The organism is Corynebacterium kefirresidentii (assembly GCF_016599755.1).
GTDB classification, from domain to species: Bacteria; Actinomycetota; Actinomycetes; order Mycobacteriales; family Mycobacteriaceae; genus Corynebacterium; species Corynebacterium kefirresidentii.
On record NZ_CP067012.1, the window covers coordinates 2,335,421 to 2,352,031 of the forward strand.

Consider the following 16,611-nt stretch of genomic DNA (forward strand, 5'->3'; position numbering starts at 1 on the left):
CGCGCCGCCTCCCGGGACGAGCGATATGCCCGGGTAACCTGATTATTCGTGACTCATATCCTCGCCCCACTCCCAGTCGATCCCCGCAATCCCGCAGGAATTTTGGATGACCTCGAGAAGGCCATCGCTGGGCAGACCACGCTCTTACCCCTTCCCGCAGCGGACCGCACGCGGACGGAATTGCTGCGCAACCACATGCGCGCGGGCGAATCGATTGCTGAGGACATTGCTTTGGTGGTGTCCACCTCGGGTTCCACGGGCACACCGAAGGGTGCGCAGCTAAGCCCGCTTAACCTGGTGGCGAGTGCGGATGCCACCCATTCTTTCCTGGGTGGCCCCGGCCAATGGCTACTGGCCATGCCCGCCCACCACATCGCGGGCATCCAGGTGCTCGTGCGTTCGTTGGTGGCGGGTGTGGAGCCACTGTGCCTCGACCTGTCCCAAGGCTTTAACATCACCGAGTTCGCCCGCGCAGCAGAAGAACTCGCCCACACCGAGGACCGCATGTACACCGCGCTCACACCGATGCAGCTGCACAAGGCACTCGATTCGCTGGACGGCATCCAAGCACTGCGCCGTTTCAACTCCATCCTGGTAGGTGGAGCAGCGCCACATCCCCAGCTATTGGAATCTGCGCGCAAGCTCGACATCACCGTGGTAACCACCTATGGCTCCTCGGAGACTGCGGGCGGTTGCGTCTACAACGGCACTCCCCTGCCCGGCACCGAGGTGCGCATCGGGGAAGATAACCGCATTTTCCTGGGCGGGCCGACCATTGCGCAGGGCTACCGCAATGTGGAATCGCGCGACTTCGTCGGTGGCTGGTTCGCAACTTCCGACGCCGGGGAGCTCGACGCCCACGGTCAACTCACCGTCACTGGACGTCTGGACAGCATCATCAACTCGGGCGGGTTGAAGTTGCACCCAGAACAACTGGAACAGCTCTTGTTGCAGGTACCGGGCGTCGACAGTGTATGCGTGGTGGGCATCCCTGATCCACGTCTTGGCCAGATGATCGCCGCAGCTTACACCGGCTGGGCCTCGCGCACCGACATCCTCGAAGCGCTCGATGACCTGCCTCGGTGGCAGATTCCGCGCGAGATTATCCGCATTGCTGAGATGCCGCTGACCGGCCCCGGCAAGGTGGACCGTCGTGGTGTCGCAGGGCTCTTTAAGAACTGATTAGACTTCGTTAGCGCGCACCGTCACGTCGGCGGCCGCGACTTCCGCAAGAGAGAACTCCTCGTCCCCTGCGTGCAGGTTGAGCAGGCCCGCAACGCGGGAATCGACTACGACCTCGACGCCCAGGCCGACGCCATGGCTGTCGAGGTAGCGCAACAGCTCGGTGTCTCCGTCGCATACCCGCTCGATGGTGACAGGGGTGTGAAGGGGGACGTCGTCAAGCGTGAGCGTGCCAAGGTCCTCGATGCTGCCCTGCGCGTCGGGGATGGGATCGCCGTGGGGATCGCGCTGAGGATGGCCCAGGTGCTGATCGAGTCGATCGATGAAGCGATCGGAGCATGCATGCTCGAGGAGATCGGCATCCTCGTGAACCTCGTCCCAGGTGTACCCCAGCTCTTTGACCAAGAAGGTCTCGAGGAGACGATGGCGGCGGACCATGCCCATGGACAGTGCCTGGCCCTCTGGGGTCAGCGAAACGCCAGCGTAGCGCTCATGTTCCACCAGCCCTTGGGCAACGAGACGCTTTACGGCTTCCGACGCCGTGGGCACCTTTTGGTTCAATCGCCCCGCCAGCTCCTTGAGCGCGATGGGCGCGCCGCCGGAGTGCTCGGAGAGGTCCCACAGGACTTTGAGGTAGTCCTGGGTACGTTCAGGGAGATCGCTTAAATGCATGACATTCATCGTAGTAAAGGCCTTGCCCCGCGAGCGATTCACATGATAACTTTAAGAAAGTTCAACGCATTGAACTTTTGTCACGGGTGTGGCCCACAGCCGTCCTTTCTTGGGTACGTACGACGCGCTTCCGCCATACCCGTGGCTTTTATATATCCGCCGTGTGCGTCCCTTGTGCACAGCATGCCCGCGGTGGCGTGGCACAATAACTGACATGTCACTTTCTGCCTATCCCGCAACTGCCAAAGACTGGCTCCAAGGCGCACGCCCGCACACGTGGGCTAATGCCTTCGCCCCAGTCATCGCTGGTACTGGTGCCGCAGCGGCTGCCGACGGCGCGCACTTCGGCCGCGCGCTTCTCGCCCTCGTGGTGGCGTGGGCGCTCATCATCGGTGTCAATTACGCCAACGATTACTCGGATGGCATCCGCGGCACCGACGACGACCGCACCGGTCCGCAGCGCCTCACCGGCGGCGGCCTGGCCCGCCCGCAGCAGGTGAAACTCGCGGCCTTCGCCGCCTTCGCCGTGGCCGGACTCGCCGGCATCGCGCTGTCTTTTGCGGCGCACGCCTGGTGGCTCATCCTCGTCGGCGCGCTATGCATCACCGGCGCGTGGTTTTATACCGGTGGCAAGAACCCGTATGGCTATCGCGGGCTCGGCGAGGTCGCCGTCTTTATCTTCTTCGGGCTCGTCGCTGTGCTCGGCACCGAATTCACCCAGGCCGGCCGCCTGTCGTGGTCGGGCCTCGCGCTGGCCGTGGGCATCGGCGCGATGAGCTCCGGGGTGAACCTAGTCAATAATATCCGCGATATTCCCTCCGACGCCGAAACCGGCAAGATTACGCTCGCCGTACGCCTCGGCAACGAGAAGGCGCGCCTGCTCTTTACGGTGCTACTCCTACTGCCATTCCTGCTGACCATTGGCATTGCCTTCAGCAGCTGGCTCGCACTCGCCGGCTTGGTCTACTTTCCCTTCGCGCTGCGCGCCATTCGCACCGTCAATCGCGGCGCTCAAGGACCAAAGCTTATCCCCGTGCTCGGCCTGACCGGCCGCGCGATGCTCCTGTGGGCGATTATCGAGGCCGCCGCACTCATCCTCGTCTAGTCCTGCGCGGCGCGCCCTTCTAGCTCCGCCTGTACCCAGCGTTTGTGGGCCTTGCGCTGGGCGGAGTACTCGGCCAGCGTTTGGGTGGCCTCGATGCGCCACTTTTTAAAGATGAGCATCGATAGCGGCAGCGCCACGAAGAGCGCCAACAGCGCCGAGACGAGCACCGGGATGGGAAAGCGGATGGCGATGGACAAAAGCTCGATCACCACGGTCAAAGCGATAAAAAGCACTACGCGGGCGAGCCCATACTTCCACAGCGCCGCACGGGAACGGCGTCGCAGTTCTGGGTCCGGCTTGGGTGGCTCAGGGTTATGCGTCATGGGGGTTGATTGTACGCGGTGCAGGTAGAATTCCACGCATGGGCCGAATCATCCTCCTTTTACTCTTTGTCCTCGCCGCCTACTTGGTGTGGAAGGCCTTCGGGCCCTCCACATGGAAAAAGCGCGAGGTGGAACAACCCCGCGCCATCAAGGGACCCGACGATGATGAAGAATTCCTCTGGAACTTGGAAAAGGAGCGCTTCAAGCAACGCCGCGCACAGGAGGCAGAGGAAGAAAAACGCCGCCAGCGCCGCAATCGCGGCACCGACGGCGAGAAGGATTAGGATTCCTTCGGCACGAAGCGCATCTCCAAGCCGAGGGCCTCGGCCACGGCGGTAATCTTTTCCCACCGCACGCCCGCGCCCCCGTGCTCGATGGTGTGGAGGGTGGAGCGGGAGATACCGGCGGCGTCGGCAAGCTGCTGTTGCAAGATGCCCAGCTCGCGGCGACGTTCCGCAAATTGCGCGCCCAGCCCCAAAATCACCGCGTTATCACCAGCCGGCTTGCCCGGCTTATGGCGCGGGCTCGTATGCTCCGCCATTTAATTCAGCCCCGCATAGGAGTGCAGGCCGGAGACAACCATGTTGATAAAGAAGAGGTTGAAGACCATCAGCGCCATCGCCATGACATTGATCCACGGCGCCGCCTTGCGGAACGCCGGCGTTGCACGCGCGTGCAGGTAGGCGGCATACAGGATCCAGGTGGCAAAGGACACGGTTTCCTTCGGGTCCCAGCCCCAGAAGCGGCCCCAAGCGGACTCAGCCCAGATGGCACCCAGGATAATGCCCAAGCCCAAGGTCGGCAGGGTGATTACGGCCAGACGGTAGGCCAGCTGGTCAATCTTCGCGGCAGAAGGCAATGGGCGGGCTACAGCACCGAAAAAGCCATGCTCGGCATGCTTCGGCTGTGCCATACGGAATAGGGTCAGCAGCGAGACAATGCCGGAAATAATACCAATGGACGCGCCCAAGGACACCACGGTGACGTGGATGGGCAGCCAGTGCGACTGCAGCGCCGGCACCACTGGGGCAGACTCGGCATAGAGCTTGGTGGAGCCATAAAACATCAGCGCCAATACCGGGGTGAGCAGCCATGGCCACACGGTGCGCCACTCCTTACGCTGCATGGCAATATTGCCCACCAGCAGCACACCGAAGCTCACCATCAGCACGTACTCGTATAGGTTGCCAAAGGGGAAACGGCCGGTAGCCAGGCCACGCAGCACAATCGCCGCGGCGTGGAGCGCAATGCCTACCCACATCAGCGAGCTGGTCATACCGCCGAGCTTATCGGCCTTGCGCTCCTTCTCCTTCAGCTCACCTTCCGTGATACCGGAAGAGGACTGGGCCACCTCGCCCGCATAGCTCTGCTTATCGACGCCCCCAGCGCCCGCCCCCACCAAGACCTTCGCGGCCTGGGACTTCACGGCACGGCGGCCCTCGATAATTCCCTGCATGCGGCCGTAGTAGAACAGCGACATAAAGAGCGCGACGCAGTACACCACAAAGGCGGTCTGCACCGCGATATCCGAGAAATTAGACAGATTCTGATCGATCTGCATGAACGCTCCTAGCCAATACACGTGCGGGATAGTGCTGATTACCTTACTCAGCGAAACGGCCTAGTCCAACTTTTGTTGGACTAGGATGACGTACTAATCATCGGTATAAAGCTCGTCTTCTTCGACCTCATCTGGGTCCGGCAGCTCCAGCAGCGCGCGGTGCAACTCGTGGAACTCCTCCGACCAACCGGCGCGGTCGGTGCGGGCGAGGCCGCCCATTTCCACATCGGTGCCGCCGGCCGCGTTCGGCCGCAGGCGGATATAGACGCGGCGGCGCTTAATCACCAGCGAACCCACCAAGGAGATGAGCATTACCAGCGCGGAGACCAGCACCCACTTCTGGAAGGGGTCATAAGAGACCTGGTAATTGGCAAACTCGCTGGCGCCGTCGAAAGTGATCTTGGTGCCATCGTCCAGGGTGACATCCTCACCCTGGTTGAGGTTCACGCGGTCAATCTTTCGCAGCTGGCCGGAGTGCACCAGGTTCGGATCCAACGAGAAGAAGGACTGCGGGGTGCCGGTATCCAAGCCGGCATCACCACGGTAGATATCGATGGCCATGGCCGGATCCTGCAAACCTGGGTAGGAGGACTGCAGCAGCTTGCCGTTCTCACCGGCCCACTCAGCCGTAGGCGCGAAGAGGCCCTGAATGGCGATCTGATTTTGACGACGCTCATAGAGGTCCGGGTGCATGCCGGCCGGCGGGTCAAAGCGCATCGCGCCGGAGGACAAGAAGAAGGTCGTATCATTCGGCTGGAACTGAATGGTCTGGGTGCGCTTTTCACCATTGGGCCATTCCACGGTGACCGTCGGCGCGTAGCCATGGCCCTGCAAGTAGACGCGGTTATGCGCGAGCCGCAACGGGTGGTTGACCTTGAGCTCATAATCCTTCCACTCGGAGTCATCCTTGTAGATGTCATCGCCCTCCGCGTAGGAGACGTTGGAGGTAAACATCTCGGCCTGGCCGTTCGGCAGGTACTCGGCCGCGAAGTCATGGGCGACGAGGCAGAAAGGGTGGAGCCCGGTGCCGTCGAAAAGCGGGCCGGCGCGGAAGGAGTCAAAATTAGACGTAGAGGTATTGCAGAACTCCGTGGACTGGTCCAGGGTCTGGCCGCCGCCCTGCGAGCCAGACTCAGTGACCACAATGACCTGGCCTTCGTAGTTGACCAGTTTGCCGGCGGCAACCGTAACCAGGATGGCTACCAGCGCCACGTGGAAAATGAGGTTGGCTAGCTCGCGGCCGTAGCCGCGCTCCGCGGAGAAGGTATGCACGCCGGCACGGTCCTTCTCCGGGGAATACTCGGCCACGCGCCACCTCTTCAGGCGCTTCTTAATTTCCGTGGATAGTTCCTCCTCGCTCTTTTCCGAGTGCCCCTCGGCCGCCAGCGGCAGCTTGTGGAGGTACTTCGGCGCGCGCGTCGGCGGGGTCTTCCACGCCTTATAGTGATCCCAGGAGCGCGGCAGGATGCAGCCAACCAGGGAAATCGCCAAGAGGACGAAGATGGCCTGGAACCAGACGGAGGAAAAGACGTCGAAAAGCTGCAGCTTGTCATAGATCTTCGCCACGTTGCCATTGGACTCGATAAAGTCTTGCACGTTCTGCTCGTTGAGATCGCGCTGCGGCAGCAAAGAACCGGGGATCGCGGCCAGCGCCAGCAAGAAGAGCAGCGCTAGCGCGGTGCGCATACTAGTCAGCCAATGCCAGGCTTTGCGGAAATATTTCACGTCTCTCCTAAATAAGGGTTGCGCCGTAGTTGCCGGTCCACTGGCGGATGAGGCTAATAAATTCGCCCCATAGGCCGGTTACCAGGGCCAGGCCGACGAGGATCATGGCCACGCCGCCGATTATTTGGATGGTATGCGAGTGTTTGCGGGCCCACGAAATCGTGCGCATCGCCCGCGCGGAGCCCAGCGCCACCAGAAGGAACGGTAAGCCCAGGCCCAGGCAATAAAAGATAATGAGCAGCACCCCGCGCGCGGCCGTCATGCCCTCGGTGCCGGCCGATACGGAAATGATGGCGGCCAGCGTTGGGCCCAGACACGGCGTCCAGCCCAGCGCGAATACCCCGCCGAGCAGCGGCGCGCCCAGCCAGGTGGTCCAGCGCTTCGGCGCCAGGCGGGTGTCTTTCTGCAGCGCTGGAATCGCGCCTAGGAAGACCACGCCCATCAGGATAGTCACGCCGCCGCCGACCCGCATGAGCATTTCTTCGTTGAGCCTTAGCGCGGAAATCGCGCCGAATACGGAGACCGTCGCCAGCAGAAAAACCACGGTAAAGCCCAGGATGAACAGTGCCGATGCAAGGACAACGGCCCATTGCCTGCGCTTGCCGACGCCCACCCCCAACTCCCCATCGAAGGTAACCTCCCCGCCTACCACGCCGGCCAGGTAGGAAATATAGCCGGGAACCAGCGGGATCACACACGGACTGGCAAAGCTCACCAGCCCCGCTAGGGCGGCCGCGAGCAGGCCCAGAAGGAGAGGGCCGGAGGTCGCGGCCTCAGCAAAAGAGTTGCCGATGCTCGCTGCGTTATCCATTTATTCCTTTTCTAACTTGTCCACTACGTCCAGCACATCTTTAGCGGTGATGGAACGCAAAAAGACCGTAGCCGGGCGGTGCTGTTTATCCAAGACAATGGTGGTGGGCACCACGGAAGTCGGCACGCCGCCTAGGGCCGCAGCGGTCTTAAACGGCGGATCATAGATGGAGGGATACTTCAGCCCGTTGTCTTCGAGGAAGTCATTGGACACCTGGGGGTTATAGTCGCGCACATTGATGCCCAAGACGGTGCCGATCTGGCGTTTTTGCAGCTCGGAGTGAACCTCTTGGAGGTCATCGGCCTCGCTGCGGCAGGGCGCGCACCACTGGCCCCAGGAGTTAAGCACGACGATTTCGCCGTCATAGTCTTCCAAGGAGATGGTCTTATCCGTATCGCGCACATCCTCGCCGGAGAACGTGCGCAGCGGCTTGCGCTCGGATTCCTCGTAATTGATGACCTTCTCGCCGCCGGGGGTGATGAATTCGAAGTTACCGCCGGTAGCAACCGCATTTTGGGCGTTATCGGAATCCTGCGCGCACCCAGCAAGGGTCACGGCTACTGCCGCCAGCACCGCGCCAACTGCGCGTTTGCGTCGTAGTGCCATTAAATCTCCTGCGCCGGCGAAGAGTAGAAAATATCGGTGACCTGGTTGTCTTCAAAAAGCAGGGAGGTTACCGAGGCCAAGTCGCATTCGCGGTTCCACGGCGCGTGCGGCAAGCGCTGGCCGAGCACGGTGCGCTGCACCATCACGATGGGCAGCTGGTGGCTGACCAAAATCGCCTCGTGGCCGGCGGCGGCGGTACGGGCGCGCTCGATGGAGCCCAGCATGCGCTCGGCAATCTGGTCATAAGGCTCGCCCCACGATGGCTCCAGCGGATTGACCAGCAGCGGCCAACGGCGCGGATTCCACAGTGCGGAGCGCAGACCCTTGGTGCGCAGGCCCTCGAAGCGATTGCCGGATTCAATGAGCGTCTTATCGACGTCCACGTCCAGTCCCGTTACCTCCGCAATCGGCCGCGCTGTCTCTTGGGCGCGCTGCAGTGGCGAGGCTGCCAGGTAGGTCACATCATGGTCGCGAAAGGACTCCGCGGTCCGCGCCGCCATGGAATGCCCGCGCGAGGATAGGTGATACCCCGGGATACGCCCGTAGAGGATCTTCTCTGGGTTGTGGACCTCGCCGTGACGCACGAGGTGAACGATGGTGCGTGTCATGTCTCTCCTTAGTTTGCGGGACGCGCAGCGGCCGCAGCTTGTGCGGCGGGCTTGAGGGCCGCCTCGATGAGTTCAAAGTCGGCGTCGTTAAGAGCATCCGAGACGAACCAGGTCTCGAATGGGCTCGGCGCGACATAGATGCCGTTATCCAGCAGGGCGTGGAAGAACGGGGTGAAGCGGAAGGTCTCGGCCGCCTGCATATCGGCGAAGTTGCGGCCCTCGCCCTCGGCAAAACGGATGGAGAACATCGAAGACGCGCGCTGGATGTGGTGCGCTACGCCCTCGGCCGACAGCGCCTCAGAAATCATGCCGGTCAGGCGGTCCGCATTGGCCTGCAGGCGCTCATAGAGCGATTCATCGGCCAGCTCCAAAGACTTCAGGCCCGAAGCCATTGCCACCGGGTTACCGGAGAGCGTGCCCGCCTGGTAGACCGGACCTTCCGGCGCGAGGTAGTCCATGACCTCGGCGCGGCCGCCAAAGGCAGCGGCCGGCAAGCCACCGGAGACGACCTTGCCAAAGGTCACCAGGTCCGCCGCCACGCCGTCGACGCCGTACCAACCCTTATAGGAGGTGCGGAAACCGGTCATGACCTCATCGAGGATGAGGAGGGCGCCGTCTTCATGGGCGACGTCGGCAAGCGCGGCGTTGAAGCCCTCATCTGGTGCCACGGTGCCCATATTGCCGGCCGAGGCCTCCGCGATAATGCAAGCAATCTCGCCCGGGTGCTGCGCGAAGGCCTCGCGCACGGCCTCGATATCGTTATAAGGAACGACGATGGTATCGGCCGCCGTCGCGCCCGTCACGCCCGGGGAATCCGGCAGCGCAAAGGTCGCCACACCGGAACCGGCCGAGGCCAGCAGGGCATCCACGTGGCCGTGGTAGCAGCCTTCAAACTTCAATACCTTGGCGCGGCCGGTATAGCCGCGGGCCAGGCGCACCGCGGACATGGTGGCCTCGGTGCCGGAATTGACCATGCGCACCTTATCGGCCGCGGTGCGCGAAACGATGGCCTCCGCGAGCAAAGCTTCGCCTTCTGTAGGCGAGCCGAAGCTCAAACCGCCCGCAGCCGCCTTCTGCACGGCCTCCACAATCTCCGGGTGCGCGTTGCCGTGAATCATCGGACCATAGGAACTGACCAGGTCAACATACTCATTGCCATCGGCATCCCACAGGCGCGAACCCGCGCCGCGCTCAATGACGCGGGCCTGGCCGCCCACGGAGCCGAACGCGCGCACCGGCGAGTTCACCCCGCCCGGAATCACCTTGGAGGAACGCTCAAACCACTGTTGCGACTGGGAAGTATTAGGCATGTCTGACATTCTAGCGATTCGCGCGCTATACAAAAGTTGGACTGCGCGATTCACAGTCAGCCGCTAAACTTCGGGGCGTTGCACTTTTCAATTCGGGGGGATTTTCAATGCAGCGCACTGTCATTTTCGCCATCCTGGTCGCTTTCTGCCTCGCCGGTTGTGCCCGGCCCGCGCCCGAACGGCCGCTGCCTACCTCGGTAGGTGCCGCCCCGCTTGCCGACGCCCCCTCCTGGCAGCCCCCTCCCCACCCTCTCACCCCTCGCGACCTGCCGCAGGAAGACACGGCGCCTCCTTCGCCGCCGGCCGCGGACCCTTCGCCGTCAACCGCGGCGCCCGCACCGCGACCGGCAGCGCCACGCCCTCCCGCGCGGGATAAGAGCGGACTGCCGAACCTCAACATTCCGCCGCATGAGGTCCGCGGGCGCATCGAGGACGCGGTGCCTGATATGCCGGCAGTGCCCGCCGTGCCTGCGCCCGCCCCACCGCCTGCGCCGCCGCTGCCTCCCGCGCCGCGGATTCCGGGTCTCTAACTCACCGCTTTCAGCCCCACGATGCCGCCGATGATCATGGAGAGGAAAAACACCTTCCACACCGTGGCGACCTCGTGCCCGGCCGCGAAGGAATAGATAACCGCCCCGACGTGCCAACACCCGCCCACACCGCATAGGCCGTGCCTACCGGGATGCTGCGCATCGCCCACGCCAGCCCGCCCATGGAAATCGCGCAGGCCACGAGGAAAATAAGCGAGGGCCACAAACGCGTAAAACCTGCGGATTTATCCAATGCCGCCGCCCACACGGCCTCGACTGCGCCGGAGAAAATCAAGATGAACCACGCCATAACTGCTTCCTGGCCGTCTTGTCGCGTTGCCGGGTACGGCTCCCCCCGTCCGGGGCTCGCGCAAGACGCGGCGAACCTGCACCCAATGATGGCACACTGGGAAACCATGAGGATTGCATTTCTTGGAACTGGCCGCATGGGAACCGAACTAGCCCGCCGCCTGCTCAATGAGCAAGACGGCATCGAATTGACCGTCTGGAACCGCACCGCCGAGCGTGCCCAGCCGCTGGTGGAGGAAGGCGCCGAGCTTGCCGCCTCGCCCACCGAGGCCGTAGTGAACGCCGAGGTCATCATCACCTCGCTCTTCGGGCCTGACGATGTCCGCGAGGTCGTCGTCGAGCCGCAGCTCATCCCCGCCGGCGTGACCTGGATCGATACCACCACCGTCTCGCCCAACGATGCCCGCGAATTCGCCGCCGCCGTGGAAACCTACGTCCACGCCCCGGTCGTCGGCACGCTCGGCCCGGCCCGCGAGGGCAAGCTCGGCATCTATGTGGGCACGCCTGACGACGCCCGCCGCGAGCAAGCCATGTCCCTCGCCGAGTCCTGGGCGGGAGAAGACAAGCTCATCGGGGTGGAGGCGGCGGCCACGGCGGCCATCGGAAAGCTGCTGGCGAACCTCGCGCTCGCCGTCACCGCCGAGGGCCTGCTCGAAGCCCTGCAACTCGGCGAGTCCGAGGGCCTAGACTCCGAGGTTGTGCTGCAAATGCTTGATATCACCGGTCTGTCCTTCATCGCGAATATGAAGGCGCCATTTATCACCGGCGAGCGCAATACCGACCCGGGCGATTTCACCGTCGACGCCCTGGCTAAGGACGCGAAGCTCATGGAGATGACCTCCACCAAGCCGCTGCCCGCCCTGACTGCCGCCATCGGCCGCTTCGAGGAAATGCAGGCGATGGGCCACGGCGACCAAGACTTCTCCTCCATCTTCGTCTTCCGCAATAAGGGCTAGTTATCCACAGGCCCGCAGCGAGTGCGGGCCGAAATTCGCCCTTCCGGCCCTAGTTATCCACAGATTCGCGCGCTCACCCTCGCACAGATTGCGCGCGGTGGCTTAGGCTGCGGGGCATGACAGCTCTTCAGACCTATCTCGCGGCCTTGGCGCCCGGCATCGATATCGTTGCCGGGTGCGCTGGCATGTCTGAAGACCAGCTGTGCGCCGCCGGCGCGCCCAATAAAACGGCCCTCACCTTGCTCACGCTTGCCGACGCCCTCTTTGCCCCCACCTCCTTTACCCGCCTCCAACGCCAGGCGGTTAACGCCGCGCGCGACCGCGCCCACCCACTGCCCACGCTGGAGGTAATCGAGCGCTACGCTTCCCGCGCCAAGACCAAGCGCGATGCCTGGCGCCTGCGCGTGGAGTTGTGTCGCACCGCCGCCGATACCGATGAAATGGAAAAGCTAGCGCGTAAAAAGCTGCGCGAACTCAATCCCCCGACCCCGCCACGCCCCGGCGTGCGCATCCGCCGTCGCAAGGACGCGCCGTGGACCCTCGCTATTACCGGGCCTTCCTCGCTCATCGCGGACTTGGAATCCAGCCTGGACGAGGACGCGCCTCTCGATTCCGTTGCGGAGCTCTTCTCCCCTTCCGGCGCCGCCCCAGCCACCCGTCCAACCATTACGACGAATGCAATTATCACGCTCGACGAACTCGACCGCATCATCGACGGCGACGGCGAAGAAATCACCATCCAGCTCACCGACGGTGCCCGCCTCACCGGCGCGGAACTTGTCTCGCGCACGCTGGCAGAGCGCGGGCTTATCACCCTCGTCCATCCCTACGAAGGTGCGGTCAACCTCTACCGGACGGAACGCATGGCCAGCGAAAAGCAGCGGCTCATGGCTGCCGCCGAAAACCCTGTGTGCCCGTGGCCCGCGTGCAACTACCCGGCGGATAAATGCCAGGTGCATCACCTGCAAGCGTGGCGACACGGCGGCGAGACCAACATGTCAAACCTCGCCACCTGCTGCCCGTACCACAATGGTGTCAATGACGATGACCCGAATGCCCCGCCTGTCCGCGGGCGACTCGTTCGCCGCCGAGGTCGCGTGGTGTGGCAACCGCCATGGGCCGATACCGCCGCATCGCCGTCCAGCCCGAACGAGCCAGTGCAACCGACCCCGCCGGATCCACCGCACTAGCACTCATGCCGCTAGGCAGCAGGATGCCCTGCTGCCACTTTGGCATGCCCGCACCACGCCACAGCGTATGACCCGGAATGCACGAATCGTGCGGCACCGCTAGCCGACGATGCGCGCGGCGGCGGCGCGGGCATCCGCAATGACGTTGGGCACTCCAACGCCGCCGGCCCAGGCGCCGGTGACATCGACTCCCGGCGTCGCCGCGAGGGTACCGCGTGCGCCGGCCACAGTTTCGAGGTGCCCGGCGTCGTAGCGCGGCAGGCCGCCGAACCAACGCTGGGTGAAGATCTCCGCGACACCCGCGGCGCGGCCGTCGAAGCCGGTGAGTCGCTGGAGGTCATCGAGGGCATAGTCGACGAGGTCGTCTTCTTCGGCGCGGACGATGGCGTCGTCGCCAAAGCGGCCGAAGGAGGCACGTACGAGGGCACCGCCACGCTCAGCCAAGTGCGGCCACTTGCGGGAGGAAAGTGTAAAGGCCTTGGCGTGCACATCGTCTTGGTCGGTGGCCACGAGAATGCCGGAATTCTGCGGCAAAGCGTTTCCCGAAGGGTCTGTATCGGACTCGAATTTCAACCCCACGACGGCCGACGCTGCCAACTTCACTCCCTTCAGCCGTCCCGCCGCCTGCGGGGCGACCTTGCTAAGAAGGCGCGCCGCGGTCGGAGCCGGGGTAGCTACCAGCACGCGATCAAACGGCGCCGCATCGGCCGGTGCTCCGGCCAGGCGGAATTGCTCGCCCTCGCGAGTGATGCCGGAGATAAAAGTATCGAGGTAGATCTTGGCGCGGGATTGCTCGGCCAGTGCCTCATAAAGCTGCGCGTAGCCGCCGCGAAAAGTCTGGAAGACGGGGCCGCCGCTGCGGGGCGCGGCCGCGCGGGCCTCCTCCAGCGTGCGGACCGCGGCCGAGAGAGTCACTGGGCCGCGCTCGGACAGCGCGTCGAGGGTCTCCGCCAGCGCCGGGATGGTCGCGCGCAAACCCAGATCATCGGCCGAACAGGAGTACACGCCGCCGAGGAGGGCGGAGATAACGTGGTCGACGAGGTCGTCGCCAAACTGCTGGCGCACCAGCTTGCCTGCGGAAACGTCGCTGCCCGCCGTCCACTCGAAGGGCTCCTCATTGTCGATGCGGCGCGCGGTCTCGGCCGAGACCAAATGCGCGACCGGCTCCGAGTGCGAAGGAATGCCCATCATTCCGCCGCGCGGCAACGGCTTGAGCTCGCCGGAGTACACCAGCGAGTGCAGACCGGAGGGCTCGACCAAGCTATCGCCGAGACCGAGGGATTCGATAAATTCCACGGCATCGCGCCGGCGGGCGAGGAAGGCCTCGGCGCCCATGTCGGTCGGGCCGTCGTTAAACGGCACAGAGTACAGCTTGCCACCGATCCGGCCGGCGGCCTCGAAAACCTCGACGTCGTGGTCGCGCAGCTCGTAAGCGGCCGTCAAGCCCGCCAGGCCGGCACCGATAATCGCAATACGCATTTAGCCCTCCTCGTGGATGATGGAAACGGCGCGGGTGATTGCTTCCGCGTCAGTAGTTGGCAGGACCCCGTGGCCGAGGTTCCAGATGTGGCCGTCAATATCGCCGCGCTCGCGCGCCCGATCGACCTCGCCGCGGATGGTGCGTACGGCCTGGCGCACGGCGTCGTCGCCGGCAAAAAGCATGGCCGGGTCAAGGTTGCCCTGCAGCACGCGGGCGCTCACGCGCTCGGCCGCGGCATCCATGGGCACGCGATAGTCGACGCCCATGACCTCCGACCCCGCCTCCGACATTGCTGGCAAGAGCTCGCCGGTGCCGACGCCGAAGTGGATGCGCGGAATATCTACGCCGGCCAGGATTTCTCGCGAATACGGCAAAACGAATTCGCGGTAGTCGCGCTCGTTGAGGTAGCCCGCCCAGGAATCGAAAAGCTGCATGGCGTCGATGCCGGCGTCGACCTGCACCTGCAGGAAGCGGGTGATGGTAGGCACCAGGCGGCGCATGAGCAGATGCCAGGTCTCCGGCTCGGCGTGCATGAGGGCCTTGGTGCGCTCGTGGTTCTTAGACGGCCCGCCCTCAATGAGGTAGCTAGCCAGCGTGAACGGCGCACCAACGAAGCCGATAAGCGCTTGGGTTTCGGTGAGCTCGGCCAGGATGCGGGCGATGCCTTCAGTAACCTCGGGGACGTCGGCCTCTAGCAGCGGCAGCTTGCCGACGTCCTCCCTACTCCGCACCGCCTGCTCCATCACCGGCCCACGGCCCGGCACGATATCGACCTTGACTCCGGCGGCTTTGAGCGGGACCACGATATCGGAAAATAAAATGGCAGCATCAACGTCGTGGCGGCGCACCGGCTGCAGGGTAATTTCTGCTAGCAGTTCTGGCATGAAGCAGGAATCGAGCATGCTAATCCCCTCGCGGGCGGCGCGGTATTCCGGCAGCGAACGGCCAGCCTGGCGCATGAACCAAACTGGGGGTCGGGAGGGGGTGCGGCCGAGGGCGGCGTCGATAAGCGGGGCACGATTAAGTCGAGACATGCCCCAATTATGAATCAAAAGTTGGAGTGGGGGCTAATTAGCCACGCAAGCTGCGGTCCTTAATAAAGCGGTTGGACTGCGGCTGGAAAAGCAGCGCGAGGGCGATGATCAAGGAAATGGGGATAATCAGCAGGCTAAGCCCGCCAATGCCAAGCGCCAGGGCGGCGATATTATTAAAGAGCGCGATGGCGATGACAATGGTGATGATGCGGCGCGCCCACTTGGACCCGCTGGCCAGCTGCGCGGCAAAGAGCGCCAGCACGACGGCGCCGACGGTATTGGTCACCGCAACAAATAGGCGATTGGAGTGGAGATACTCCGCGACCTGCGCGTTCTGGGGTTCTACCTGCGGTCCGCCCGAGCCGAAGATGCCCACCAGACCGCTGACCAACATGAGCACGGCGCTGACGACGAGCACCCAATAGGCCCAGCGCAGCGGCCGTGGCCAGGCGTCGAGGTTCTGGCTGGCGGAGGTATTTCTGGCCGCGCGGTTATAGTCCCGGGGGCCGGGCCGCTCGGTATTGCTCATCGCTTGTCCTCCCGGTCAGTGCGCTTGCTGCGCTGTTCATCCTTGGCACGCTTGCGTTCTTGCTCGGCGCGCTTCTTCTCGCGCTGCGCTTGTTCGAGTTCCTTTTCCAGCTCGCGCATCTGCTCGAGCTCGCCGGTGTAATCCAAGGTATCGACCCGCACGGAGAAAATCAGGCCGAGCACCGCCGCGACGCCGACCAGGATCTGCACCATGCCATCGGCGGCAAAGAGCCAATCGGGCACATCAGCGCCGGCCGGGGTAACCATGAAGGTCAGCAGGATGCGGAAGCCAAAATACAGCGAGAAAGCGAACCACACGCGCCGCGAGGTACCGGCCCGCTTGCCGCGACGCGCCAAGGACCGCAGCAGGAAGGCCAGCAGCACGATAATCGCCAAGGAAATGGCTGCCGAAAGGGCGACGGAGGCGTAGGCGGCGGTGCGGAGGAAGGCGTCGGAAAGCTGGGCTTCATCGACGCCGGCCGGTGCGGACTTGGCCATCTCCTTGGCCTGCGACATGAGTACGTCGTGGTTGAGCAGCGTCAGCACCACGTTGAGCACCTGGTGCACGGCCTCGCCGCACAGCGCGCCCATCCACAGCCACAGCATGTACGCCACGGATTCCGGGCGTTGCGTGCGCGGCGAGCGCGGAGCAGGGGCGGACGACGGGGGCGTAACAGTCAC

Annotated in this window: 18 protein-coding genes, 1 pseudogene and 1 riboswitch; of the genes and pseudogenes, 5 read left to right on the forward strand and 14 right to left on the reverse strand. The window is 63.8% G+C overall.

Features of this window, described 5'->3' with window-relative positions; genetic code table 11:
* Positions 1-48: 48 nt before the first annotated feature.
* Positions 49-1,182, forward strand: coding sequence for an o-succinylbenzoate--CoA ligase (gene menE, locus I6I12_RS11250; protein ID WP_005322961.1), 1,134 nt, complete (start codon positions 49-51; stop codon positions 1,180-1,182).
* On the opposite strand, the gene I6I12_RS11255 is transcribed toward menE, so the two are convergent.
* Positions 1,183-1,854: a metal-dependent transcriptional regulator gene (locus I6I12_RS11255; protein ID WP_034656208.1), complete on the reverse strand. Its 672-nt coding sequence runs from the start codon at positions 1,852-1,854 to the stop codon at positions 1,183-1,185.
* Positions 1,855-2,068: 214 nt separating this feature from the next.
* Here I6I12_RS11255 and I6I12_RS11260 point away from each other — a divergent pair, with 214 nt between their 5' ends.
* Positions 2,069-2,959, forward strand: coding sequence for a 1,4-dihydroxy-2-naphthoate polyprenyltransferase (locus tag I6I12_RS11260; RefSeq protein ID WP_023020498.1), 891 nt, complete (start codon positions 2,069-2,071; stop codon positions 2,957-2,959).
* Here I6I12_RS11260 and I6I12_RS11265 read toward each other — a convergent pair.
* Entirely contained in the window at positions 2,956-3,282 is a 327-nt protein-coding gene (locus I6I12_RS11265) for a DUF4229 domain-containing protein (RefSeq protein ID WP_084279006.1), read from the reverse strand. The two genes, I6I12_RS11260 and I6I12_RS11265, sit on opposite strands and share 4 nt — an antisense overlap.
* A gap of 38 nt (positions 3,283-3,320) precedes the next feature.
* Here I6I12_RS11265 and I6I12_RS11270 point away from each other — a divergent pair, with 38 nt between their 5' ends.
* The gene (locus tag I6I12_RS11270) at positions 3,321-3,566 is read left to right on the forward strand and encodes a hypothetical protein (RefSeq protein WP_200288304.1); all 246 of its coding nucleotides are present in this window, start codon (positions 3,321-3,323) and stop codon (positions 3,564-3,566) included.
* Here I6I12_RS11270 and I6I12_RS11275 read toward each other — a convergent pair.
* The 8 genes and pseudogenes from I6I12_RS11275 to I6I12_RS11310 all read right to left on the reverse strand — a co-directional run bounded on the left by I6I12_RS11275 (position 3,563) and on the right by I6I12_RS11310 (position 10,743).
* Positions 3,563-3,823, reverse strand: a complete 261-nt coding sequence (locus I6I12_RS11275) for a helix-turn-helix domain-containing protein (protein ID WP_200288305.1) — start codon at positions 3,821-3,823, stop codon at positions 3,563-3,565. The genes I6I12_RS11270 and I6I12_RS11275 overlap by 4 nt on opposite strands.
* The gene (ccsB, locus tag I6I12_RS11280) at positions 3,824-4,843 is read right to left on the reverse strand and encodes a c-type cytochrome biogenesis protein CcsB (protein WP_023020495.1); all 1,020 of its coding nucleotides are present in this window, start codon (positions 4,841-4,843) and stop codon (positions 3,824-3,826) included. It abuts the gene before it with no gap.
* 93 nt (positions 4,844-4,936) lie between these two features.
* A complete protein-coding gene (locus I6I12_RS11285; protein ID WP_200288306.1) occupies positions 4,937-6,568 on the reverse strand; it encodes a cytochrome c biogenesis protein ResB in 1,632 nt (543 codons plus the stop codon).
* A gap of 7 nt (positions 6,569-6,575) precedes the next feature.
* On the reverse strand, positions 6,576-7,379 hold the full coding sequence (locus tag I6I12_RS11290; protein WP_200288307.1) for a cytochrome c biogenesis CcdA family protein: 804 nt from the start codon (positions 7,377-7,379) through the stop codon (positions 6,576-6,578).
* Positions 7,380-7,985, reverse strand: coding sequence for a TlpA disulfide reductase family protein (locus I6I12_RS11295; RefSeq protein ID WP_200288308.1), 606 nt, complete (start codon positions 7,983-7,985; stop codon positions 7,380-7,382).
* Positions 7,985-8,593, reverse strand: a complete 609-nt coding sequence (locus I6I12_RS11300; RefSeq protein ID WP_200288309.1) for a histidine phosphatase family protein — start codon at positions 8,591-8,593, stop codon at positions 7,985-7,987. Before I6I12_RS11300 ends, I6I12_RS11295 begins: the two co-directional genes overlap by 1 nt.
* An 8-nt stretch (positions 8,594-8,601) precedes the next feature.
* Positions 8,602-9,903 carry a glutamate-1-semialdehyde 2,1-aminomutase gene (gene hemL, locus I6I12_RS11305; protein WP_200288310.1) on the reverse strand — a complete coding sequence of 434 codons (1,302 nt, stop codon included), beginning with the start codon at positions 9,901-9,903 and terminating at the stop codon, positions 8,602-8,604.
* Between the two features lie 526 nt (positions 9,904-10,429).
* Positions 10,430-10,743 (reverse strand): annotated as a pseudogene (locus I6I12_RS11310) (DMT family transporter).
* An 8-nt stretch (positions 10,744-10,751) separates the two neighbouring features.
* Positions 10,752-10,818, reverse strand: a riboswitch (guanidine-III (ykkC-III) riboswitch).
* Between the two features lie 31 nt (positions 10,819-10,849).
* Between I6I12_RS11310 and I6I12_RS11315 the strand changes: the two are divergent.
* Both I6I12_RS11315 and I6I12_RS11320 read left to right on the forward strand, forming a co-directional pair.
* Positions 10,850-11,698, forward strand: a complete 849-nt coding sequence (locus I6I12_RS11315) for an NAD(P)-dependent oxidoreductase (RefSeq protein WP_200288311.1) — start codon at positions 10,850-10,852, stop codon at positions 11,696-11,698.
* 116 nt (positions 11,699-11,814) lie between these two features.
* The gene (locus tag I6I12_RS11320; protein ID WP_200288312.1) at positions 11,815-12,888 is read left to right on the forward strand and encodes an HNH endonuclease signature motif containing protein; all 1,074 of its coding nucleotides are present in this window, start codon (positions 11,815-11,817) and stop codon (positions 12,886-12,888) included.
* 99 nt (positions 12,889-12,987) lie between these two features.
* Here I6I12_RS11320 and I6I12_RS11325 read toward each other — a convergent pair whose 3' ends face one another.
* From I6I12_RS11325 to I6I12_RS11340, 4 genes are read right to left on the reverse strand one after another with little or no spacing between them, the layout of a single operon-like run.
* On the reverse strand, positions 12,988-14,367 hold the full coding sequence (locus I6I12_RS11325; protein WP_200288313.1) for a protoporphyrinogen oxidase: 1,380 nt from the start codon (positions 14,365-14,367) through the stop codon (positions 12,988-12,990).
* On the reverse strand, positions 14,368-15,402 hold the full coding sequence (gene hemE / locus I6I12_RS11330; RefSeq protein WP_023020484.1) for a uroporphyrinogen decarboxylase: 1,035 nt from the start codon (positions 15,400-15,402) through the stop codon (positions 14,368-14,370). It abuts the gene before it with no gap.
* A gap of 37 nt (positions 15,403-15,439) precedes the next feature.
* Positions 15,440-15,931 carry a hypothetical protein gene (locus I6I12_RS11335; RefSeq protein ID WP_023020483.1) on the reverse strand — a complete coding sequence of 164 codons (492 nt, stop codon included), beginning with the start codon at positions 15,929-15,931 and terminating at the stop codon, positions 15,440-15,442.
* Entirely contained in the window at positions 15,928-16,611 is a 684-nt protein-coding gene (locus tag I6I12_RS11340) for a CCDC34 family protein (protein WP_023020482.1), read from the reverse strand. Before I6I12_RS11340 ends, I6I12_RS11335 begins: the two co-directional genes overlap by 4 nt.

Coding starts and splice junctions, on each gene's coding strand:
- hemL (WP_200288310.1), bottom strand. CDS start 9,903: ATGCCTAATACTTCCCAGTCGCAACAGTGGTTTGAGCGTTCCTCCAAG.
- I6I12_RS11255 (WP_034656208.1), bottom strand. CDS start 1,854: ATGCATTTAAGCGATCTCCCTGAACGTACCCAGGACTACCTCAAAGTC.
- I6I12_RS11325 (WP_200288313.1), bottom strand. CDS start 14,367: ATGCGTATTGCGATTATCGGTGCCGGCCTGGCGGGCTTGACGGCCGCT.
- I6I12_RS11335 (WP_023020483.1), bottom strand. CDS start 15,931: ATGAGCAATACCGAGCGGCCCGGCCCCCGGGACTATAACCGCGCGGCC.
- I6I12_RS11275 (WP_200288305.1), bottom strand. CDS start 3,823: ATGGCGGAGCATACGAGCCCGCGCCATAAGCCGGGCAAGCCGGCTGGT.
- ccsB (WP_023020495.1), bottom strand. CDS start 4,843: ATGCAGATCGATCAGAATCTGTCTAATTTCTCGGATATCGCGGTGCAG.
- hemE (WP_023020484.1), bottom strand. CDS start 15,402: ATGTCTCGACTTAATCGTGCCCCGCTTATCGACGCCGCCCTCGGCCGC.
- I6I12_RS11295 (WP_200288308.1), bottom strand. CDS start 7,985: ATGGCACTACGACGCAAACGCGCAGTTGGCGCGGTGCTGGCGGCAGTA.
- I6I12_RS11260 (WP_023020498.1), top strand. CDS start 2,069: ATGTCACTTTCTGCCTATCCCGCAACTGCCAAAGACTGGCTCCAAGGC.
- I6I12_RS11315 (WP_200288311.1), top strand. CDS start 10,850: ATGAGGATTGCATTTCTTGGAACTGGCCGCATGGGAACCGAACTAGCC.
- I6I12_RS11290 (WP_200288307.1), bottom strand. CDS start 7,379: ATGGATAACGCAGCGAGCATCGGCAACTCTTTTGCTGAGGCCGCGACC.
- I6I12_RS11270 (WP_200288304.1), top strand. CDS start 3,321: ATGGGCCGAATCATCCTCCTTTTACTCTTTGTCCTCGCCGCCTACTTG.
- I6I12_RS11320 (WP_200288312.1), top strand. CDS start 11,815: ATGACAGCTCTTCAGACCTATCTCGCGGCCTTGGCGCCCGGCATCGAT.
- I6I12_RS11300 (WP_200288309.1), bottom strand. CDS start 8,593: ATGACACGCACCATCGTTCACCTCGTGCGTCACGGCGAGGTCCACAAC.
- I6I12_RS11265 (WP_084279006.1), bottom strand. CDS start 3,282: ATGACGCATAACCCTGAGCCACCCAAGCCGGACCCAGAACTGCGACGC.